This is a genomic window from Myxococcus sp. AB036A (assembly GCF_006547355.1).
GTDB lineage: Bacteria > Myxococcota > Myxococcia > Myxococcales > Myxococcaceae > Myxococcus > Myxococcus virescens.
Window position 1 is genome coordinate 1 of record NZ_VHLC01000026.1, and the last position, 20801, is coordinate 20801.

The 20801-nt window shown below is 69.9% G+C and carries 18 protein-coding genes; 9 read left to right on the forward strand and 9 right to left on the reverse strand.

What is annotated here, in order from left to right; all coding sequences use genetic code 11:
- Together rlmM and FL344_RS13320 are read left to right on the forward strand one after the other, a co-directional pair.
- The coding region (gene rlmM, locus FL344_RS13315) for a 23S rRNA (cytidine(2498)-2'-O)-methyltransferase RlmM (RefSeq protein WP_228565009.1) at window positions 1-1060 on the forward strand (1060 nt) is incomplete at its 5' end.
- 42 nt (window positions 1061-1102) lie between these two features.
- Window positions 1103-1807 carry a diguanylate cyclase gene (locus tag FL344_RS13320; RefSeq protein WP_141618790.1) on the forward strand — a complete coding sequence of 235 codons (705 nt, stop codon included), beginning with the start codon at window positions 1103-1105 and terminating at the stop codon, window positions 1805-1807.
- A gap of 243 nt (window positions 1808-2050) precedes the next feature.
- On the opposite strand, the gene FL344_RS39910 is transcribed toward FL344_RS13320, so the two are convergent.
- From FL344_RS39910 to FL344_RS13340, 4 genes are all read right to left on the reverse strand, one after another.
- A complete protein-coding gene (locus tag FL344_RS39910) occupies window positions 2051-2968 on the reverse strand; it encodes a M23 family metallopeptidase (protein ID WP_011555313.1) in 918 nt (305 codons plus the stop codon).
- A 219-nt stretch (window positions 2969-3187) separates the two neighbouring features.
- Window positions 3188-3985: a Stp1/IreP family PP2C-type Ser/Thr phosphatase gene (locus tag FL344_RS13330; protein WP_141591037.1), complete on the reverse strand. Its 798-nt coding sequence runs from the start codon at window positions 3983-3985 to the stop codon at window positions 3188-3190.
- 61 nt (window positions 3986-4046) lie between these two features.
- Window positions 4047-5783, reverse strand: coding sequence for a DNA repair protein RecN (recN, locus tag FL344_RS13335; protein ID WP_141618791.1), 1737 nt, complete (start codon window positions 5781-5783; stop codon window positions 4047-4049).
- A 145-nt stretch (window positions 5784-5928) separates the two neighbouring features.
- On the reverse strand, window positions 5929-9180 hold the full coding sequence (locus tag FL344_RS13340; protein WP_141618838.1) for a DEAD/DEAH box helicase: 3252 nt from the start codon (window positions 9178-9180) through the stop codon (window positions 5929-5931).
- Window positions 9181-9534: 354 nt separating this feature from the next.
- On the opposite strand from FL344_RS13340, the gene FL344_RS13345 reads away from it, so the two are divergent.
- Complete coding sequence (locus tag FL344_RS13345; protein ID WP_090490006.1) at window positions 9535-10089, forward strand: adenine phosphoribosyltransferase; 555 nt, start codon at window positions 9535-9537, stop codon at window positions 10087-10089.
- Between the two features lie 296 nt (window positions 10090-10385).
- Window positions 10386-11216 carry an alpha/beta fold hydrolase gene (locus FL344_RS13350; protein ID WP_141618792.1) on the forward strand — a complete coding sequence of 277 codons (831 nt, stop codon included), beginning with the start codon at window positions 10386-10388 and terminating at the stop codon, window positions 11214-11216.
- Window positions 11217-11229: 13 nt separating this feature from the next.
- Here the strand turns inward: FL344_RS13350 and FL344_RS13355 are convergent, their stop codons facing one another.
- On the reverse strand, window positions 11230-11904 hold the full coding sequence (locus tag FL344_RS13355) for a hypothetical protein (protein WP_228565010.1): 675 nt from the start codon (window positions 11902-11904) through the stop codon (window positions 11230-11232).
- Window positions 11905-11913: 9 nt separating this feature from the next.
- On the reverse strand, window positions 11914-12081 hold the full coding sequence (locus FL344_RS13360) for a hypothetical protein (RefSeq protein ID WP_153881174.1): 168 nt from the start codon (window positions 12079-12081) through the stop codon (window positions 11914-11916).
- Window positions 12082-12207: 126 nt separating this feature from the next.
- Between FL344_RS13360 and FL344_RS13365 the strand changes: the two genes are divergently transcribed.
- From FL344_RS13365 to FL344_RS13380, 4 genes are read left to right on the forward strand one after another with little or no spacing between them, the layout of a single operon-like run.
- Window positions 12208-12816: a TetR family transcriptional regulator gene (locus FL344_RS13365; RefSeq protein ID WP_141591031.1), complete on the forward strand. Its 609-nt coding sequence runs from the start codon at window positions 12208-12210 to the stop codon at window positions 12814-12816.
- Window positions 12813-14024 (forward strand): MFS transporter, encoded by a 1212-nt coding sequence (locus tag FL344_RS13370; protein WP_141591029.1) that lies wholly within the window; start codon window positions 12813-12815, stop codon window positions 14022-14024. Before FL344_RS13365 ends, FL344_RS13370 begins: the two co-directional genes overlap by 4 nt.
- Window positions 14024-14521 carry a pantetheine-phosphate adenylyltransferase gene (gene coaD / locus FL344_RS13375; protein ID WP_141591027.1) on the forward strand — a complete coding sequence of 166 codons (498 nt, stop codon included), beginning with the start codon at window positions 14024-14026 and terminating at the stop codon, window positions 14519-14521. Before FL344_RS13370 ends, coaD begins: the two co-directional genes overlap by 1 nt.
- Window positions 14518-15264: an MBL fold metallo-hydrolase gene (locus FL344_RS13380; RefSeq protein ID WP_141618793.1), complete on the forward strand. Its 747-nt coding sequence runs from the start codon at window positions 14518-14520 to the stop codon at window positions 15262-15264. The genes coaD and FL344_RS13380 overlap by 4 nt, the downstream gene beginning before the upstream one ends.
- 54 nt (window positions 15265-15318) lie before the next feature.
- Here the strand turns inward: FL344_RS13380 and FL344_RS13385 are convergent, their stop codons facing one another.
- Window positions 15319-17229: an alpha-amylase family glycosyl hydrolase gene (locus FL344_RS13385; RefSeq protein WP_141618794.1), complete on the reverse strand. Its 1911-nt coding sequence runs from the start codon at window positions 17227-17229 to the stop codon at window positions 15319-15321.
- Between the two features lie 242 nt (window positions 17230-17471).
- Between FL344_RS13385 and FL344_RS13390 the strand changes: the two genes are divergently transcribed.
- Window positions 17472-19082 (forward strand): bifunctional UDP-sugar hydrolase/5'-nucleotidase, encoded by a 1611-nt coding sequence (locus FL344_RS13390; RefSeq protein WP_141618795.1) that lies wholly within the window; start codon window positions 17472-17474, stop codon window positions 19080-19082.
- A gap of 15 nt (window positions 19083-19097) precedes the next feature.
- Here the strand turns inward: FL344_RS13390 and FL344_RS13395 are convergent, their stop codons facing one another.
- The gene (locus tag FL344_RS13395; RefSeq protein ID WP_141618796.1) at window positions 19098-19874 is read right to left on the reverse strand and encodes a YdcF family protein; all 777 of its coding nucleotides are present in this window, start codon (window positions 19872-19874) and stop codon (window positions 19098-19100) included.
- Window positions 19875-19889: 15 nt separating this feature from the next.
- A complete protein-coding gene (locus tag FL344_RS13400) occupies window positions 19890-20735 on the reverse strand; it encodes an NAD(+)/NADH kinase (RefSeq protein ID WP_141591016.1) in 846 nt (281 codons plus the stop codon).
- Between the last annotated feature and the right edge of the window lie 66 nt (window positions 20736-20801).

A 20801-nucleotide genomic window follows, 5' to 3' on the forward strand; every position in this document is an offset into this window, starting at 1 on the left:
CGCCCCCAGGGTCCCTCCCCGGGCCAAGGTCCCCGCCATGCCCGCCCGGACGCTGGCCGCCCGGCCCGGGCGCTGGCTGTGGACCTGCCGCGCGGGTTTCGAGGCCCACCTCTTCGAGGAGCTGGAATGGGCCGGCGCCGAGCCCCGTCTGCTGGGCGAAGCCCTGGTGGAGAGTGACGCCATCTCCGGCCCTCCGCCCGCCTTCGCCCGCGCAGGCTATCAGGTGGCGGCCACCCTGACAGCCACGAACCCCGAAGCCATCGCCGACGCGGCGGCCCGGGCCGTGCTGGCGCTTCCGGGGCGGGCGCCCTGGGCGGTGCAGTCCTTCACGCCCGACACCCCGCGTGGCAACGCCCTGGCCCCTGTGGCGGAAGCCCTGGAATCCGCCGTGTCCGCCAGGCTGCCGGCAGAGCGCCGCATCGAGGACGCCCAGCGGGCACGCGAGGCGGGGGCGCTGCTGGTATCCCTGTGTGTGGCGCCGGATGAGGTGACGGTGGTGGGCGCGGTGCACGCGCGCGAGGCCGTCTCCCTGGCGGCGGGCGGACGCAGGCGCATGCGGCGGGCGGGAGACGCGCCGTCGCGCGCGGCCATGAAGTTGGAGGAGGCCCTGGACGGACTGGCCTTCGAGCCTGGACGCGGCGATGTGTGCGTGGATCTGGGCGCGGCGCCGGGCGGCTGGACGCAGCGGCTGGTGAGCCGCGGCGCGAAGGTGGTGGCGGTGGACCCGGCCCGGCTGATGCCGGAGCTGACGGGGAATCCGCGCGTGAAGCACGTCCAGGAGAGCGCCTTCGCCTATGCGCCCGACGAGCCGGCGGACTGGCTCTTCTGCGACATGGCGTGGCGCCCCCTGGAAGTGGCGCAGCTGCTGGCCAAATGGGGCCGCCGCGGTTGGGCGCAGCACCTGGTGGCCAACATCAAGCTGCCCATGAAGGACAAGAACCCCATTCTTCTGCGGGTGCGCCACACGCTCGTCCAGGAGGGCGGCTGGGAGGGGCTCACCGTCCGCCAGCTCTACCATGACCGGGATGAGGTCACCGTCACCGCGCACAAGATGAAGTGAGACCCTGCGCCTTGGCGATGGACGCGCTACACAAGGAGCGCAATGCCCTACCCACTCGACGACGCCACGGCCACCGCCCTCATTGCCCTCCATCCCTGGGTGCTCACCCGCAGCCCCCAGGCCCCGGTGCAGGCCGCCGTGGAGGTGCTCGTCCAGGCGGAGCAGGCCCGGCGTGGCCAGCCAGACGCGAAAACGGGCGCGCTCCAGGTGCCGGCGCTCACCCAGGGCAACCTCCTCAAGGAGGAGTACGACTTGTCCACCCACGGCCATCATGACGGGTGGCGCGTGGGCGCCGTCATCGCGGACGTGCAGGGGATGATCAACGTCAACGCCCGCTTCGGCTTCCCCACCGGAGACGCGGTGCTGCGCGCCACCGTGGAGTCCCTCTCCGCTCAGTACCCCGGCGCGAAGGTTGTGCGCATCCACGCGGACGCTTTCGCCGCCCTGCTCGTGCCGACGTCGCAGCTCACGGTGGAGGAGCACCTCGCCGCGCCGACGCGCGAACGGTTGGCGCAGGGCGTGCGCTCGGTGCTGCCCCCGGGAACGCCCGACGCAGACGTGCCCTCATGGACGGTGAGCCTGCTGGAGTTGACGGTGGACGCGCCCTCGCACTGGCAGGTGCTGGGGCCGCTGCTGTGGGCGGAGCTGGAGCGCACCCACGTCATGGAGCGCACCGGCCGCGCGCAGGGGCTTCAGCGCAGGCGCATCCGGCTGGATGGTTCCATTCCTGGCCCCGCGACGCTCTGAGAGCGCGCCTGAGCGCCAGGCCATTCTGGCCGTCCTCGCCGGGGGGCGGCCAATGCACGCGCTCCCGGAGCCTCAAGGGTGCTCACGGGGGAGTGCTCCTTCCGTCCGGAGAAAGGGGCCTCAAAACCGAGGCCTCATCCACCAACCGCTCCCGGAGCCCTTCGGGCTACCACGGGAGCGCGCTCCTTCCGTCCGCAGCGAGGCGCCTCGACGAACCACCGAGACGTCATCCCTCCGCGCCGGCTACTCCTCGAGGATGAACTTGCGGGGGTTCTGCCCGATGCCGTTGACGCGGACCTCGTAGTGGAGGTGCGGGCCCGTGGAGCGGCCGGTGTTGCCGACGGCGGCGATGTGCATGCCGCGCTTCACCTTGTCGCCGGCCTTCACCAGCATCTTCGACAGGTGGCCGTAGCGCGTCTTGATGCCGTAGCCATGGTCGATGACGAGCACGTTGCCGTAGCCGCCCTCCAGGCCCGCGAACACCACCGTGCCGTCCGACGGCGCGAAGACTTCCTTGCCGTGCGGCGCCGCGATGTCCATGCCGCCGTGCATGACGCGGTCCGCGGTGTACGGGTCCAGGCGCGAGCCGAAATCGCTCGTCACCCAGCCGCGCGCGGGCCAGATGGACGGAGTGGAGGCCAGCAGCGACTTCTGGTCCTGGAAGTAGGCCTGCAGTTCCTGGAGGCTCTGCTCCTGGCGGGTGGCCTCCGCGCTCAGCCGGTCCAACCGGCCCATCAGCGCCTTGGGCGTCTCCGTGGAGGTCAGCTGCGTGAATTGCGTGTCCGTGGCAGGCGCGGACGTGCCCGCCTCGGGCTCCGTCGGGCCCATGGCCAGGTTGCGCTGAGGATCGGACAGCAGCGTCACCGCGCGCAGCTTCTGGTCGAAGCGCTCCACCCGGTCCAACGTGGAGCCGATGTGCTCGATGCGCTCACGCACCGACTTGAGCTGCGAGCGCAGCGTCAGGTTCTCTTCGCGAAGGATGCGGTTCTCGGAGGCGTCCGCGGCCACCTGGAAGTAGTGCACGCTCGCACCCACGCCCAGTCCCACCACGAGCATCAGTCCCATCCCCACCTGGGTGAGAAAGGACCGCTGGATGGTGTACCGCTTGACCGGAGCGTCATGGTCCGGAATCACCATCAGTGTGAAGGACTTTTTCGCCACGGGACAGCTCCCCTGCTTGCGTGGGACTACTGGCGCAGCAAGCTAAGTCGCTTGCTCTCGCGCAACACCTCCCCCCGCCGCCTACCCCTCCCGCTTCGTCGCCCACCGGCATTTCGACTCGGCTGGAAACGTTGGGGCAGCTACCACTCACATTCGAAGAGTGTCAAGGTCAACAGACCCGCAGGGAGGTCTGCAGGCCACGTGCAGACTCTGGGTGTGTCAGGCTTCCACTCGCACGACGATGACGGTGATGTTATCGTCACCGCCACGTTCGTTTGCGAAGTCGATGAGACGCTTGGGGACCTCTTCAAAGGTCCGCGCATTCACCACGGTTTCGTGGATCTCCCGGTCCTCCATCATGTTCGCGAGGCCGTCCGAACAGAGGAGAAAGACGTCGCCGGGCTCTGACACCAGCCCCATGACGTCCACCTGCACCTCCTCCTCGAAGCCGACGGAGCGGGTGATGATGTTCTTGTAGCGGGAGTGCTTCGCCTCTTCCGGGGTAATCATCCCCGCCTTGATCTGCTCGTTGACCAGCGAGTGGTCCTCGGAGATCTGCTGGATGAGGTCGCCGCGGATGAGGTACGCGCGGCTGTCACCCACATGGGCGAAGAAGGCGTGCTCGTCGCGCACCACCAGGGAGATGACGGTGGTGCCCATGCCGGACAGCCGCGCATCTTCCTGCGCGGCCGTGAAGATGGCCAGACAGGCCCGCTCCACGGCGGTGCGCAACGACTCCGGAATCGGAGAGTCCTGGAGATTCGGGACGGAAAGGAAGGGGTTGTCCTTGCCTTCCCGCGCCCGGCGCATCTCTTTGTCGATGGTCTCCACCGCGATGCGGGACGCAGTGCCCCCACCGGCATGGCCGCCCATTCCGTCGGCCACGACGTAGAGCTGGAGCTCATCATCAATGAGGAAGCTGTCCTCGTTGTGATTACGTTTGCGCCCGACATCCGTCAGGCCGGCGGAAATTATCTTCAAGCGGGAGGCCGCGGTCTGCCCTGCGGTGCTGGACACACCCGGGATGCTATGTGAGGCCCAAGGACGGGGCAAGGACGCGGATGAAAACTGGCGCACTTCACGCGGTGCGTCGGAGCCGACCCCGGGGGGCCCCCTCCGGTCCAGACTCCCTGCGGGCCCGGGTCCCCAGCGCCCTGTTGGCAGAACGCACCAGGGCCTCCGCCGCTCCCAGGGCCTCACGCGTCACCTCGACACCCGACATCATCCGCGCCAGCTCCCGGGTCCGCTCTGCCCCTGCCTCCAGCACCACCACCTCCGAGACAGTGCGCTCGCCCTTGAGGCCCTTGCGGATGAGCAGGTGGGCATCCGCATAGGCGGCCACCTGCGGCAGGTGGGTGATGCAGAGCACCTGACGGTGACTGCTCACGTCCTTGATCATCCGCCCCACCACGTCCGCGATGGCGCCGCTGACGCCCGCGTCCGCTTCGTCCAGGATGTAGCACCCGCCCCCGTCACTGTCAGCCAGGGCCTTCTTGAGTGCCAGCAGCAGCCGGCTCGCCTCACCGCCAGAGGCCACCTTCGCCAGCGCTCGCGGCGGCTCGCCAGGGTTCGCGCTGAAGAAGAACTCCACGTCATCCATGCCGTCCGGGCGCAGCGTCTCCGATGGCGTCACCCGCACCTCGAAGGCCGCCTTGCCCATGGCCAGTTGCCCCAGGCCCTCGCGCACCTGCGCGGCGAACGTCACCGCACTGGCCGCACGCGCCCGTGTCAGTGCCGCGGCGGCCTTCCGGGCCCGCTCCTCCACCTTGCGGCGGTCGGCGGCCAGCTCTTCCAGGATTTCCTTCCGGTTCTCCAGCGTGCCCAGCTCCACCTCGATTTCGCCCCGCTTCTTCAGCAGGCCATCCAGGTGCGTGCCGTGCTTGCGGCACAGACGCTTGAGCGCGTCCAGCCGCTCCTCCACGTCCGCCAGCCGCGAAGGGTCCGACTCCAGCCCCTCCACGTACCGATTGAGCCGCCGCTGCGCCTCCTCCAGCTCCGACAGCGCGGTGCTCAGCGCCTGCGCCACCGGCGCCAGCGTGGCGTCACACTTCACCGATTCGTGCACCAGCCCCAGCGCGCGGCCCACCGTCTCCACGGCGGAATGCTCCTCGCCGGACACCAGCAGCTCCGCTTCCGAGGCGTGGCGCTTGAGCTTCTCCGCGCCGCCCAGCCGCTTGCGCTCCGCGTCCAGCCGCGCGTCCTCGCCGGCCTCCGGGTCCAGGCGCGTGATTTCATCGAGCTGGAAGCGCAGGAACTCGGCGCGCTCGCGCACCTTCGCCTCGTCTCCGCCCAGCGCCTCCATGCGCGCGTCCACCTCGCGCAGGCCGGTGTACTCCCGGAAGAAGGCCGCGAGCACCTCCTCCAGATTGCCGTACCTGTCCAACAGCACCCGGTGCAGGCCCGAATCAAAGAGGCTGACGTGCTCGTGCTGGCCGGCGATGTCCACCGCCCCACGCGTGAGCTTGCCCAGCACGCCCACTGTCACCAGCGAGCCGTTGACGTAGGCCTTGCCGCGCCCGGTGCGTCCCAGCACCCGGCGCACCAGCACCTCTTCCCCCAGGTCCGGCAAGCCCAGCTCCTCCAGCCGGGTCTCCAACGCGGGAGTCCGCGCGAAGACGCCCTCCACGGACGCCTCCTCACAACCGGCGCGAATGACATCCGCGTCGGCGCGCCCCCCGAGCAAAAGGCCCAGTGCATCCACGAGGATGGACTTGCCCGCACCTGTCTCACCCGTGAGGACGGTGAGGCCGGCTCCGAACGCCACCTCCACCTCCTCGATCACCGCTACGTTCGAAATCCGCAGACCCAGCAGCACGCGCGCCCTCCAATGTCCGTACGACGGCTCTGGTACCTGAACACCCTAGCAGGTCCGACTGACACTGCACAGGCGTTCGGGTTGAGCGCACGGATGGCGGGCGGGAGGGGAAGGGGCCTCGTTGGGGCCCCAACCTCGCAAGTCCTCAGATTTCCGTGAAGAGCTCCTGGATGTCCTGCTCCGTGAGCGTCCGGCCCAGCTCGTCACCGTCGCCGCCGAGCACGCCAGCGGCCAGCTCCCGCTTGCGGCGCTGGAGGGCGAGGATCTTCTCCTCCACGGTGCCGCGGGTAATCAGCTTGTAGCTGATGACGGCGCGCGTCTGCCCGATGCGGTGCGTACGGTCCGTGGCCTGGTCCTCCACGGCGGGGTTCCACCACGGGTCGAAGTGGATGACGTAGTCGGCCGCGGTGAGGTTCAAGCCGGTGCCGCCCGCCTTGAGGGAGATGAAGAAGAGCGGCGGACCGTCCGGGTTGTTGTACTCGTCCACCTTGCCCATGCGGTCCTTGGTGCGACCGTCCAGGTAGAGGTAGCGCAGGCCCTTCTTGTCCGCCTCCTGCTTCAGCAGCTCCAGCATCTCCGTGAACTGGCTGAAGACGAGCGCGCGGTGGCCTTCCGCCACCAGGTCCTCCACCAGTTGGAGGAAGCGCTCCACCTTCGCGCTGGGCGGCATCAGGGTGCCGGGCGGCATCTTGAGCAGGCGCGGATCGCAGCACACCTGACGCAGGCGCATCAGCGCGGCCAGAATCGACACGCGGCTGCGCTTGAAGCCCACCTTCTCGATGCTCTCGTGCACCTTGCGGCGGCTCTCCTCCAGCACCTCGCGATAGAGCGCGGCCTGACCGGGCTCCATCTCGCACCAGGCGACGCTCTCCGTCTTCGGCGGCAGGTCCTTGGCCACCTCCGTCTTCAGGCGACGCAGGATGAAGGGCTGGATGCGGCGGCGCAGCCGGTCCTTCGCGGTGCTGTCGTTGGCCACCTGGATGGGCTGCTCGTAGCGGTCCCCGAAGCCATCCGAGCTGCCGAGGAAACCCGGCATCAGGAAGTCGAAGATGCTCCAGAGCTCCGACAGGCGGTTCTCCAGCGGCGTACCGGTGAGCGCCAGACGCGTCTCGCTGGGGAGCGCCTTGCACGCCTGCGCGGTGGCGCTGCCCGCGTTCTTGATGTTCTGCGCCTCGTCCAGAATGACGTAGCGGAAGCCCACCTGGGACAGCTGGTCCAAATCACGGCGGACCAGCGCGTAGGACGTGAGGACCAGGTCCATGCCCTTCAGGTCCTCTGCCCGCTCCTTGCGGTCCTGACCGTGCCACACCATCGTCTTGAGGCCCGGCGTGAAGCGCTCGGCCTCGCGCTCCCAGTTGGCCAACACGCTGGTGGGCGCCACCACGAGCGACGGCTTGCGCCCCTCGTCGTTGGCCACCTTCTGCATCAGGCTGAGCGACTGGATGGTCTTACCCAGACCCATGTCGTCCGCGAGGATGCCGGACAGGCCGTGGCGGCGCAGGAACCAGAGCCAGGACAGGCCCGCCTCCTGGTAGTGGCGCAGCGTGGCCTGGAGTCCCTCGGGGACGCCCACCTTCGGCACGCCCGCCGACTCGCGCAGCTCCATCATGGCCTGCCGCGCCTTGGCCTCCACCTCGGTGAACTCCCCCAGGTCCGCCAGCAGGTCCAACGCGACGGCCTGGTGCAGCGGCAGCCGCGTGCGCGAGCGGCCCGGCAGCGCGCCGGCTTCCTCGAGCAGGTCCGCCACGCGCTTGATTTCGACGGGGTCCGCCTCCGCGAAGGTACCGTCCTTCAGGGGGACGAAGCGGCGGCCGGAGTCCAGCCACATGCGCACCGCGCCCAGGTCCACGGCCTGGTCGTCGGTGACGAACTCCGCATCCAGGTCGAACCACTGCACGCCGCTCATGCCCACGCGGATGCGCGGCTTGAGCTTGGGACGCAGGCGCACCTTGGGGGCCTGCACGCCAAAGCGCTCCCAGTCCTCGGGGAGCGAGGCCAGGCCCCGGGCCCAGAACTCAAGCGCGGTGTCGGCCGTGGCGTCGAAGACCTGCGCCTGCGGCTCGAAGCGCAGGCCCAGGTCCAGCAGCAGCTTCCCCGCGCCGCGCTCCAGCTCCTCGCGACGCCGGTACAGCTTGCGGCTGTCCCCGCCCACGCCGCTGGCGTAGCCCAGGTGCGTGGCAGTGGGGGACACCGGCACCGTCGTCTGGCCGTACTTGGCGGCCAGTTGCACCTTCACGCGCTCGGGGTTGCCCTCCAGCGTGAGCATGAAGCGAGGCTCCACGGCCTCGTCCACGTCGATGTCGTCCGCCTTCAGCGCCATGCGGAAGCGCGGCAGGTGCGCGGCGAAGAACGTCAGCACCCGGTCCAACTGCCCCGTGGGGAAGGACATGCTGGGCTCGAGCAGCCACTTGCGCAGCAGCCGCGGCGGGAAGTCCGGCTCCACCGGGTGCAGGTTCTGGCCCTGGATGACCCAGGTGCGCCGGCCCGACAGGATGATGACGTCCTTGAGCGCGTAGCTCGCGTTGTCCGGGAAGAGCAGCTCGATGCGCGCGGTGGCGCCGTCCGGGCGGGACTCCAGATGAATCTGGGGCCGTACCGGCACCTCGGTGTTGATGAGCGCCGTGCCACGGTAGATGACGCGGCGGTGGCGCAAGAGCTCCAGCGCCTCGCTCAGCTCCTCGTCGGACAGGACCAGGCGCGAGTCATAGCGGTGCTCATGGCGAGACAGCTGCATGAAGACGCGCTCGTCCGCGGGCGAGATGCGGCCCCCCGTCTGCAGCAGCCGCTTGACGTGGATGGGCCCCTTCGTCTGCGCGTCCTGCCGGCGCACGTCGATGATCCACTGCCGGGTGCTGCCGTTCCCCGTGCTGGCGGCCGTGAGGCGGTAGAAGAACTCGTAGTCGGGCTGAGAAGACAGACCGAGCCAGCTCTCCACCTTGGCCAGGGCCGGGAGGCTGACCGGGTCGCCGCTCGACGGCACCGGCTCCACATGGGGCTCGTCATCGACGACGGCTTCCTTCGGCTCGGGAGCGGCGGCGACGGGCTCGGCCGGGCGAGGCGCGGGCGGGCCGGGCGGACGGAAGCGCGCGGCGTAGATGAGCGCCGCGGCCACCACGTGCTTGCAGTGGGGGCCTTCGACGTTCCACGACGGGCAGGTACAGGTCGACGTGGCTCGGCCATTCCCCAGATGCAGGGCCGTCTGATACCGCTCACCGGACGAACCGGCGACCTGGGCGCTGATGCGGTCCCCTTCGCGATTGAGGCCGAAGACGCGGCGCGACTCCGCCACCTCTCGCCCCTGCTTGAAGGTCGTGGGTTGAACTTCGGCCTTCAGGGCACGGAGCCACTGGGTGTCCTGAGGCGGGAGGATCTCTCGGATATCGGCGGTGGATTGCACGGCTGGCACAGGCCCCAGGCTCCAAATCGCCAGGGAACCCGTTGAACTACCACAGCAACGAGGCTCCCGGTCGCGGGAAAAATCAATGCGTCCGCCAGCAGAATCCACCGCTGGCATCAAGCTGTGAGAGCATCAACCCCCGCCATGGCCCGGACCGTCCGCTTTCGCGCCTCCGATACCCGCCTGCTTCTATGGAAGGCATCCGGCACGCCGAGCCGACGCGCTGCCCCTCTCCCCAGAGGCGGTACGCCCCAATGAGGCCATTCCGCCTGACGAATGTCCCCCGCGGGCAGGGGGCCGTCTCCATGGCAACAGGGCAGGCGGCCGTCCGAGCCTCCCGCTGGAGCGCACGCCATGAACCCGCCCGTCCCGAGCCTGACCGACACCACCCTCGTCGCCGACCTGAATGCCCGGCTCCGGGACGTGCCGGACTTCCCCAAGCCCGGCATCGTCTTCAAGGACATCACCCCCGTGCTGGCGGACCCGCGCCTGTTCGGCCGCGTCATCAACGCCATGTCGGCGCCCTTCCGGGGACAGCACGTCACAAAGGTGGTGGGCGTGGAGGCCCGAGGCTTCCTGCTGGGCGCCCCCATCGCGCTGGCGCTCAACGCGGGCTTCGTGCCGGCGCGCAAGCCTGGGAAGCTGCCTCACCGCTCGGTGGTGGAGCGCTACTCGCTGGAGTACGGCTCCGACGGCGTGGAGATGCACGAGGACGCCATCCTCCAGGGGGAGCGGGTGCTCGTCGTGGATGACGTGCTGGCCACGGGAGGCACGGCGGAGGCCACCGCGAGGCTCGTGTCCCGGCTCGGCGGCGAGCTGGTGGGCTTCAGCTTCCTCCTCAGCCTGGACTTCCTCGAAGGCCCCAACCGCCTCGGGCGCGAGCGCGTGACGACGCTGCTGACCTTCTGATTGGCGCGTGCCGACCGCGAAGCGCTCCGGCATCTCCCACCGGAGCGCGACACAGCGCTCGGACGACGGCACGCCCACGGGGATGAGCGGCGAGCAACCGTCAGTCGCCTGTGAACGTCTCCCGCAGGAGTCATCCCGGGAAATCAGGGGCGGGATACTGGGCGAAACACGAATTAGTTGAGACAGCGACCCTCCGCCCGGCCGGAACGGCCCCTGCCGTGTTGCCTGCTGACATGCGGGCCGGGCCTGCGCACCCTCCAGCGAGAACCAACCAACGCTTCCACGGAGGGGACGACATGCCGGAAGTACACACTCGCGGCGGCGCCCGCATCCGCTACGACGACGCGGGTCAGGGCGAGCCCGCGCTTCTCTTCATCCCAGGGTGGTGTACCACCCGAGCGAGCTTCCAGAAGCTGATACCCCGCTGCTCCGCCTTCCGCCGAGTCCTGTCCGTGGACATACGGGGGCACGGCGAGTCCGAAGGTGGAGGCACCGACTTCGACAGCACCACGGTGCTGGAGGACCTGCTCGCGGTCGTGGAGGCCAGCGGCGCGCGGCACATCGTCCCCGTGGCCATGTCCCACGCGGGCTGGTGGGCGCTCGACCTGCGACGGTCGTTGGGCCCAGCGCGTGTGCCGCGGATGGTGCTGCTGGACTGGATTGCCACCGAGCCCACCCCGGCCTTCCTCCGCGCCGTGCGCGGACTCCAGACGGAGCGCTGGAGCAAGGTGCGAGACAGCCTGCTCCAGGGCTGGATGAAGGGGCTCGACGACGACGCCATCCGCCGCTTCGTGCGCGACGACATGGGCGCGTTCGACGAAGCCATGTGGGCCCGGGCCGGGCGGGAGATTGAAGCGGCCTACGCCCGCGAGGGCTCTCCGCTGCGAGCGCTCGCGGCGCTGGAACCCATGCCGCTCACGATGCACCTGTACGCGCGGCCGGAGTCACACGACTACCTGGCGGCGCAGGTGGACTTCGGCGTGGAGCATCCGGGCTTTCACGTGCTGAAGCTCCCCGCCACCAGCCACTTCCCGGCGTTGGAGGTGCCGGCGATGGTGGCCGCGGGCATCGAGGCGCTCGTCTCTGCGCGAGAGGTCCCCGTCCACGCGGACGCCGTTCCGGCCTGAGGCGGCGCGGGGACTACCGCAGCCCCAGGGCTTCCTTCATGCCATCGGTGCGCTCCCGGGCGCGCCGGATGGCGATGCGGTTGAGCTCGGGGTCCACGGGCAGCGGCATCCACGCCAGGTACCGGGCACTGGGGCCGCCTTCTTCGGACTTCCCGCTCGCGACGACCATCGTCCGGTGCTGGAAGGCCTCCTCCCAGGGGCCGCACCCCGACATGGAGAAGTGCTTCACGGTGTCGTCTTTCGCCTGCGTCCAGGCGATGCAGGGAAATTCGGAGCAGTCCACCGCCACCACGTCGAGCCCCATGCCGCACTCGTTGGCGGCACGGAAGGCCACGCGCTCGAAGCCCTCGGGCGTGAAGGGCTCCGGCAGTTCGGGCGCGAAGGCGAGGGGCCGTTCTTCGGGCACCGTGTCCTGCCCGGTACCGGGCTCTGCCGAAACAGGCGAGGCCGGCTCCGGGAGCCTGCGAAGCACCGCGGCTTCACGGGCCGCCTTCGGCGCAGTCACCGACGCCTCCCGCTTCGGAGCCTCCGAAGGGCGAGGTGCGGGCTGGGCTGCTGGCGCGGAAGCCTGGACGGCGGCCTCCCCGGACGGCCCCTGTGGCGTAACGGAACCGCTGCTGAACCAGACCCCGGCGGAGAATGCCAGGGCCACGACGAGCCCCAGGAGCGCGAAGCGAAGCAGTTTCATGGCCACACCTCATTCATCGAGGATGAACTTCACGGGGCGCCCCGCCGCGCCGAAGCAGTCCGCGGGCACGTCCTTGCCGGGAACGAGCGTGAGCGCCGCCCCCTGCACGCCCAGGCAGAGCCCCACCATGACGCCAGGCAGCATCATCGCGCGGCAACGGCGGGCGGTTCGTGTCATGCGCTCCACGCTAGCAGCGCCCGGAGCTCCATCCACATTCGGGCCCTCGCCCCCAGGGGCAGGTGGGATTGACGCCCTTGCCTGCCCTGTTTATAAGTTGGTCAAACAACCAATAAACACACCTCCATGCCCCGTCCATCCAACACCGAGGAGCGCCGTCAGCAGATTGTCGCGGGCCTGCTGAAGGTCATGTCGGAGCGCGGTTACGAGCGCGCTTCCGTGAGCGAAATCGCGAAGGCGGCGGGGTTGAGCCCGGGGCTGGTGCACTACCACTTCAGCGGCAAGCAGGAGATTCTCCTCACGCTGGTGGAGCAGCTCGCGGCGCAGGCGCGGCAGCGGGTGGCGACGCGGCTGGAACGGGTGAAGGGCCCGGACGCCCGCGCCCGCGTGGATGCCTTCGTGGAGGCCTTCCTCGCCACGGGCGGCGACGCGGCCCCGGCGGCCGTCGCGAGCTGGGTCACCATCAGCGCGGAGGCCATCCGGCAGCCCGAGGTGCGAGCCATCTACGAGCAGGTGGTGCGCGCCGACCTGGAGCACCTGACGTCGCTCGTCGCCGCCGTGGTGGGACGGCGCAAGGCGCCCGCGCTGGCGGCCGGGCTGTTCGCCGCCGTGCAGGGCTACTTCGTGCTCGCCGCCAGCGTCCCGGGACTGGTCCCCGCGGGCTCCGCCGCCAGCACGGTGAAGCGCATGGCCGCGGGGCTGCTGGACCCGGCCGGCGCGAAGGAGGACGCATGAGGACGGCCACGAAGCTGGGGCTCCTCTCCAGCCTCTACCTGTCACAGGGGCTTCCCTTCGGTTTCTTCACCCAGGCCCTGCCCGTACTGCTGCGCCATCAGGGCCTGTCGTTGCCTTCCATCGGACTGGCGCACCTGCTGGCGCTGCCCTGGGCGCTCAAGTTCCTCTGGGCCCCGCCCATGGACCGGCACGGTTCGGCGAGGTGGGGCCGGCGGCGCGGCTACATCCTGCCGCTGCAGTGCCTGTCGTCGGGGCTCCTTCTCGCGCTCGCCCTCCCCGAAGGCGGCCTGGACATGCGGCTGCTGATGGCCGCGGTGCTGGGCATCAACCTCCTGGCCGCCACGCAGGACGTGGCCACCGACGGGCTGGCAGTGGACCTGCTCGCGCCGGCCGAGCGCGGCTGGGGCAACGGCATCCAGGTGGCGGCCTACCGCGTCGGGATGATTCTGGGCGGAGGCGTGATGCTCGCTGTCTTCGACGCGGTGGGCTGGCGCCCCACGTTCCTCGCGTTGGGCACCCTGCTGCTCCTGGCCACCGTGCCCGTTGCCCTCTTCCGCGAGCCCCCCACCGCGCCACCACCGGCGCAGAGCCTGGGCCTGCGATGGTGGCTGAAGCGTCCGGGGGCCGGCGCGTGGCTCACGCTGCTCGTCGTCTACAAGGCGGGCGAAGCCCTGGCCACCGGGATGCTGCGCACCTTCCTGGTCGACGAGGGCCTGTCGCTGACGGCCATCGGTTGGCTGTTGGGCGGCGTGGGCTTCACCGCGGGGCTCGTGGGGGCGCTGCTGGGAGGCGGTCTGGTGGTGCGGCTCGGACGGCGACGGGCGCTGCTCGTCTTCGGAGGCATCCAGGCCGGCGCGGTGCTGCTCTACGCACTGGCGGCTCGAGGCCCCACGTCCCTGCCCCTGCTCACCCTCGTCTGCGGCGTCGAGTACGTGGCCAGCGGCATGGCCACCGCGGCCGTCTTCACCGCGATGATGGACGCCTGCCGGCCGGACCACGCCGCCACGGACTACACCGTGCAGGCGTCCCTGGTGGTGCTGGCCACGGGCGCCGCCGCCGCGCTGAGTGGCTTCAGCGCCCAGGCCCTTGGCTACGCCGGCCACTTCACGCTGGCCGCGCTCCTGTGCGCGGCGGGCACGCTGTACGCCGCCCTCACCTTCCACCCGCCCCGGAGCCTGGCCTCCGAGGCCGCTCCCGAGGTGTCGTGATGACCATCGCCGTCTACGCCGGCAGCTTCGACCCCGTCACCGCCGGCCACATGTCCGTCGTCCGGCAAGCGGCCCGCCTCTTCGGCCACGTCGTCGTGGTGGTGGCCGTCAACCCGGACAAGGAGAGCCTGCTGTCCGCCGACGAGCGCGTGGACCTCCTGCGCGAAGCCGTGGCACACCACCCCAACGTCACCGTGGCCCGCACGCAGGGGCTCATCGTCGACTTCGCGCGGGACATTGGCGCCAGCGTCCTGCTGCGCGGCGTGCGCGGTGCCACGGATGCCCAGTTCGAAACGACGCTGGCGCAGAACAACCGCGCGTTGGCGCCCGAGCTGTCCACCCTCTTCCTCCCAGCCGAAGCCCACCTGGCCGAGGTGAGCAGCAGCGGACTCAAGGCGCGCGTGGCGCGCGGCGAGGACGTTTCCGCCTTCTGTCCACCGGCCGTCGCGGCGAAACTTCGGGAGCGACTCGACCCTTCCCCCCGGAGCCTGCCTTGAGCCTGTCCTTCATCACCCTTGGCATCGGCGACGCATTCTCCGCCCTGCGCTATTCGTCCTGTTTCGCCGTGGAGGCGGAGGACCAGGTGCTGCTGGTGGATTGCCCGCATCCCATCCGGAAGATGATGCGCGAGGCGTCCGAGTCCTCCGGCGTGCCCCTGGACGCGGACCGCGTCAGCGCCGTGGCCCTCACCCACCTGCACGCGGACCACGCTTCGGGCCTGGAGAGCCTGGGCTACTTCTCCTTCTTCGTGCTGCAGCGGAAGCTGGAGGTGCTGGCCCACCCCGCCGTCGCGAACCGGCTGTGGGAAGGCAACCTGGCCGCGGGCATGGAGTGCCTCATCGAGCAGCGCGGGGAGCCCCCCAACGACAAGCACTTCGAGGACTACTTCGACCACACGCCGCTCTCCACGGAGACCGCCGTGCGGCACGGCCCCTTTCTCATCGAGAGCCGGATGACGTACCACCACGTGCCCACCACCGCGCTGCGCATCCACGCGGGGGGCCGCTGCCTGGGGTACAGCGCGGACACCGCCTTCGACGAGGGCCTCATCGACTGGCTCTCCAAGGCGGACCTCATCATCCACGAGACGAACTACGGCGTGCACACGCCCTACGAGAAGCTGGCGGCGCTGCCCGCCGAGCTGCGCGCCCGGATGCGGCTCATCCACTACCCGGATGACTTCGACACCAGCGCGAGCGTCATCGAGCCGCTCGCGCAGGGCCGGCGCTACAACGTCTGAGGCGCGAACGAGCACCCGGGAGATTCCACCCCGGGCGCCCGGCACCGTCAGGCGCTACTGCGAGAAGATGACCAGCGAGTAGGGGCCGATGGCGAACGACGCGTTGTGCGACAGGCCGTCCTTCGCGCCACTGTAGGCCACGGTGTCAATCGACGCCGTGTTGCCGAAGTCGCCCGAGTACCCGTTCCAGTCGCTGTTGAAACGCGCGTACCACATGCCCCCGCGCGGGAAGCCGATGTTGTAGCTGGGGAAGTACGTGCCGCTGAAGTTGGCGACGATGACGACGTCATCCCCAGGCCCGCCGTTCTCCCAACGGTGGTACGCAATCACCTTGCCGCTGTTGTTGACGTGGTGGACGTTGACGTTGCCGCCGCGCAGGCCGCGCGTGTTGTTGAACCAGTTGCGGCGAAGACGGATGAGGTCGCGGTACAGCGTCCGGATGCCGCTGTAGGTGCTGTTCTTGCCCCAGTCCACGGGGTCCGTGTCCTGGAAGTAGCCGTCCTCGAGGAACTCCTGGCCCTGGAAAATCATCGGGATGCCAGGCGAGGTGAAGACGACGCCCGCCGCCAGCGTGGAGCGCTTCTTGGCGGCCCAGCTGCCCGCGTTGCCCGGCCAGATCTCCTCCGGGACGCGCGCCTTGCCGTTGGCCACCTCGTCGTGGCTCTCCGAGTAGATGACGCGCGCGGTGTGCCGCCCGCTGTAGCGCTGGGTGATGGCGTTGCGCACCGCGTTCATGTCACGGCCGCTGTCGTTCGACGCGATGACCGCCGCGCGGATGGCGTGCACGAAGTCGCCGCCCCACTGCGAGTCGAAGCCCGCGCCGCCCGAGGTGTCGGACGTGGCGTCGTTGGTGATGGAGTCACCACCGCCGAAGTCCTCGGCGATGCTGATCTTCCACGGCTGCGTGGCGTTGATTTCGCGGTTGATGGAGCGGAACACGCGCCACGCGTCGGGGATGGCGGTGGTGTCGCTGCCATTCTGCGTGCGCATGTACTTGGTGGCGTCCCAGCGCAGACCGTCACCCCGGAAGGAATGGGTGAGGTTCATCATCGAGTCGCGAATGTACGCGCGGACCTCGGGGCGGCCGTAGTCCGGACGGGTGTCGCCCCACGGCGTGCTCTTGCGCCAGTCGTTGTAGAAGTACTCGCCGCCCGAGCCCAGGCAGTCGCCGCTGAAGCACCACATGGGCAGGTCGCTGGGGCCGTAGTGGTTGTGCACCACGTCGAAGATGACGCCGATGCCACGCATGTGCGCCTCGTCCACGAAGCGCTTCATGTCGTTGGGGTGCCCGTAGGCGCTCTCCGGCGCGAACGGAAAAGCGGCGTTGTAGCCCCAGGAGAAGTCACCGGCGAACTCGTACGCGGGCATGACCTTGATCATGTTCGCGCCCAGGTCCCGGATGTGGTCGAGCCTGGCAATCGCGCTGTTCCAGTTGCCAGGGCCGAAGCCGGGCGAGTCGTGGAACGTGCCGACGTGCATCTCGTAGATGATCATCTCGTTGAAGCCAGGGCTGCTGTACTGCTGCGCGTTCCACCAGTACTCGCCGTGGTCGTAGATGATGCTGGAGCCGGTGGAGTTCTCCTGCCACGCCGAGCGGGGGTCCGCCCGCCACGCGTCGCTGCCCCACTGGTTGCGGGTGATGAACTTGTACTTCTGGCCCTTCACCGCGCCCGCCACATCGCCGGAGAAGTTGCCGTTGAACTCGTTGCCCAGCTCAATCCAGGTGCCCCAGCCGTTGAAATCGCCGGAGACGAACACCCGGCTCGCCATCGGCGCCCAGACGCGGAACGTGGTGCCACCCGCATAGACGGTGGCGCCCATGCCCGGCCGCGTGGACGAGCTGAGCTGCTGGCTGATGACCGCCGTCTCTTCCGCGGAACCTCGCGGCGCTTCGAGCGCGGACTCCCCACAGCCGGCAATCACACCCGCCAGCAGGAGCGCACTCCACCTGTTGCTGTGCCTCATGGATGACAACCTCCCTTGGTCAGGGAGCGTCCTAGCAACCGGCGCAAATCCCGCGCAAACGGCTCTGCACGGAATCTGTAATTTTCCACCACAACTCAGCGCGTCAAACGTATCCACCGGCACACCTGCCCCCCTGTGTGACACGCGCGCGAAGTTGCCGGTGCTCGCCATCGACGCATGAGTGCGATACGCCCCACACGTTGCGCCCCACCCAGGGAGCGCGCTGGGGAGAGCGACGTACGATGACGAAGAAGACAGCGCTGGCTCGACGTGAGGCCCTGCTCGCGTTGGCCGCGGTCCTTGCCAGCGGATGCGCCACGAGCGCCCCCTCCCCCACGCCCGCACTGCCTTCCGGCACGGTGCGCCTGACGCTCCTTCACCTGGCGGACGTCTACCAGGTCCAGGCCGTCGAGGAAGGAAGGGGGGGCATGGCCCGCGCCGCCACGCTGCGCAAGCAGGTGCTTCGCGAGAGCCCCCACGTCCTGACGTTGATGGGGGGCGACACGCTGTCTCCGTCCGTGGAGTCGCTGGTGGAGGTGGACGGCAAGGCGCTCAAGGGGCGGCACATGGTGGACGCGTGGAATGCGTTCGGCCTGGACTACGCGGTGCTGGGCAACCACGAGTTCGACTTCGGCGACGATGTCCTGCGTGAGCGCATCCGCGAGTCCCGCTTCACGTGGCTCGGGGCCAACGTGCAGGACGCGAAGTCCGGGGGCCTCTTCGCGGGAGTCCAGGCCTCCGCGGTGCGGGAGCTGGGCGGCATCAAGCTGGGCCTCTTCGGCGTGGTGCTCCAGGAGACGAAGGCCACCACGAAGGCCGGCAAGGACACGCTCTTCGGGGACGTCTGCGAGGCGGCCCGGAGCGAGGTGGCGAAGCTGCGCGAGGCCGGCGCCCAGGTGGTGGTGGCCCTCACCCACCTGACGGCGGACCAGGACCGGGCGCTCACCCGCTGCGTCAAGGTGGACGCGGTGCTCGGGGGGCATGACCACGAGGCGCTGGAGGACCGCAGCACGGGCACGCCCATCTTCAAGGTGGCGGCGGACGCGGTGGACCTGGGCCGGCTCACGCTGGACGTGGACGCGGCGACGGCCACGGTGCGCAATGTGACGTGGCAGACGCTGCCGGTGACGCGGCAGGTGCCGGAGGATGCGGCCTTCAACGCGGCCATGCAGCCCTATGCCGCGCTGTTCAGCCAGTTGTCCGAGCACGTGGGCCGCTCCCCCGTGCCCCTGGAAGCGCGGGCCGCGCTGGTGCGCACCCAGGAGACGAACCTGGGCTCGTTCGTCGCGGATGCGTTCCGCGCGGCGGCCAGTGCTGACGTGGCGCTGGTCAACGCCGGGGCGCTGCGCGCGGACGCGGTGCTGCCCGCGGGCGGAGTCACCCGGCGGGATTTGCACGCCATCCTGCCGTACGCGGATGAGCTGGTGGTGCTGGAGGTGAAGGGGGACACGCTGCGCGCGGCGCTGGAGAACGGCGTCAGCCTCAGCCGCGAGGACTCACGGCCGGGCCGCTTTCCGCAGGTGTCCGGGCTGGAGTTCACCTTCGATTCGGACCGGCCCGCCGGCCAGCGGGTGCTGGGCGTGAAGGTGGGCGGCAGGCCGCTGGACAAGGCCGCCACGTACCGGCTGGCGACGCTGAGCTTCCTCGCCAGCGGCAAGGACGGCTACGACATGCTGCGGAACCAGCCGTCCACGCCGGCCAGGGTGACGGGTAACTCGCCCCTGGACGTGCTGGCGGAGGCGTTCCGCACCGGCACGCCGTCGCCGCATGCCCAGGCGGATGGCCGTATCTCCCGGCTCGGCACGGGCGCCCTGGCTCCCGACGCGCGTCAGCCGCCCGCGCCGCTGAAGTAGGACGGGGCGCGGCGCTCAAGGCGCCGTCCAGCCTCGCACGCGGTACACCACACGCCCCGCCAGCTCGCGCAGGGCGTCGGTGCTCAGGTTGAGGGCCCCCGACCTCGGCAGCCAGCTCATGCGCCGCAGCGGCGTGTTCGACGCTCGCGAGTCCACCGGCAACAGGTCCGGACGCAGCCCCACCGCCGCGAAGCAACCCGCGGCGCGCGGCATGTGCGCGGCGCTCGTCACCAGCAGCAGGGACTTCCACCCTCGCTCCTGGATGATGCGCGCGGACTCCACCGCGTTCTCCCGTGTATTTCGGCTGCGCCCTTCCGTGACGATGCGCTCCCGCGGAATCCCCCACTGCTGGAGCTGCCGGAGCAGCACGTCCGCCTCCACCACCGCCTCGGGCCTCGGGTCCAGCGAACCGCCGGAGATGAGCACCTGCCGAGCCCGGCCCTCGCGCAGCAGCTCGAAGCCCCGCAGCACCCGCTCCGCCGCCGCGCTGTACTCCGGCACGCCGGTGCGCTCCGTGGCGGCCGGATCCAACCCGCCGCCCAGGACGATGACGGCGTCATACGTGGCCCCCGGCTGGAAGGACCGCACCGCCCCCGCCTCCGTCGCCCGCATCAGCCCCATGGCCACCGGCTCGATGGAGAAGGCGTACAGCACCACTCCGCCCAGCACACTCAGCACCCGCGACAGCCGCTCACGTCGCCGCCGCAGCCCCCAGGCCACCAGCCACAGCAGCAGCGCCCAGGAGAGCGGCGCCAGCAGCAGGTCCAGCACCTTCGACAGGAAGAGGAACACGGCGCGCGGCGCCTTTCAGCGCTCGCCCCAGTGGAGCTTCTGCCGGAGGATGGAGAAGTAGGCCACCTTCGGGTTGCGCACCAGGTTCACCCGGTTGGGCGAGCGCACCACCTCGATGCAGTCCCCACCCTGGAGCCCGTGGCCCGTCTGCCCGTCGATGGTCAGGTACGTGTCCGCCGTCTCACTGCGCAGCGTCACCCGGATGGTCCGGTCCGCCGGCACGACGATGGAGCGCTGCGTGAGGGCGTGCGAACAGATGGGCGACAGCACCGTGCAGTCCACCGACGGGTGGACGATGGGCCCACCCGCCGACAGCGAGTACGCCGTGGAGCCGGTGGGCGTGGCCAGGATGACGCCGTCCGACTTGTAGGTGGTGATGGGCACCCCGTCGATGGCCGTCTCGTGGTCGGCGATGCGCGCCAGCGCGCCCTTGTTGATGACCACGTCGTTGAGGACCTCGTCCTCGATGAGCACCCTGCCCCCGCGCAGCAGGCGGCAGGTGAGCTTCATCCGGGAGTCCACCTGGAAGCGCCCCGCGAGCACCTGCTCCAGCATGGGGTACAGCTCTTCCACCGGGACTTCCGTCATGAAGCCCAGGCTGCCCAGGTTGACGCCCAGAATCGGAACCCCGCGGCCGCCGAGCAGGCGCGCCGCGTAGATGAGCGTGCCGTCACCGCCCAGCACCACCATCAGGTCCGCCCGGGTCACCAGCTCCCGGTCATCCACCCGCGGCCAGCCCAGCTCATGGGCCAGCGTGCGGTCCGCCAGCACCGACAGGTGGGGGTACCGCTCACGGATTTGAGCCGCGAGCGCCACCGCCTCGGGCTTGTCCCTCTTCGCGACGATTGCCAGGGTCTGCACGCAACCCCGCCTTGTAGTCCAGGAGGGCCCCGGGCGCGCATGGGAAATGCCCGGGTGCCCGCCGGC

Bases quoted from the DNA above. Each gene is read 5' to 3' on its own strand.
- FL344_RS13360 (WP_153881174.1), bottom strand. From the start codon at position 12,081: ATGACACGAACCGCCCGCCGTTGCCGCGCGATGATGCTGCCTGGCGTC.
- FL344_RS13370 (WP_141591029.1), top strand. From the start codon at position 12,813: ATGAGGACGGCCACGAAGCTGGGGCTCCTCTCCAGCCTCTACCTGTCA.
- FL344_RS13350 (WP_141618792.1), top strand. From the start codon at position 10,386: ATGCCGGAAGTACACACTCGCGGCGGCGCCCGCATCCGCTACGACGAC.
- FL344_RS13390 (WP_141618795.1), top strand. From the start codon at position 17,472: ATGACGAAGAAGACAGCGCTGGCTCGACGTGAGGCCCTGCTCGCGTTG.
- FL344_RS13365 (WP_141591031.1), top strand. From the start codon at position 12,208: ATGCCCCGTCCATCCAACACCGAGGAGCGCCGTCAGCAGATTGTCGCG.
- FL344_RS13385 (WP_141618794.1), bottom strand. From the start codon at position 17,229: ATGAGGCACAGCAACAGGTGGAGTGCGCTCCTGCTGGCGGGTGTGATT.
- FL344_RS13320 (WP_141618790.1), top strand. From the start codon at position 1,103: ATGCCCTACCCACTCGACGACGCCACGGCCACCGCCCTCATTGCCCTC.
- FL344_RS13355 (WP_228565010.1), bottom strand. From the start codon at position 11,904: ATGAAACTGCTTCGCTTCGCGCTCCTGGGGCTCGTCGTGGCCCTGGCA.
- coaD (WP_141591027.1), top strand. From the start codon at position 14,024: ATGACCATCGCCGTCTACGCCGGCAGCTTCGACCCCGTCACCGCCGGC.
- FL344_RS13345 (WP_090490006.1), top strand. From the start codon at position 9,535: ATGAACCCGCCCGTCCCGAGCCTGACCGACACCACCCTCGTCGCCGAC.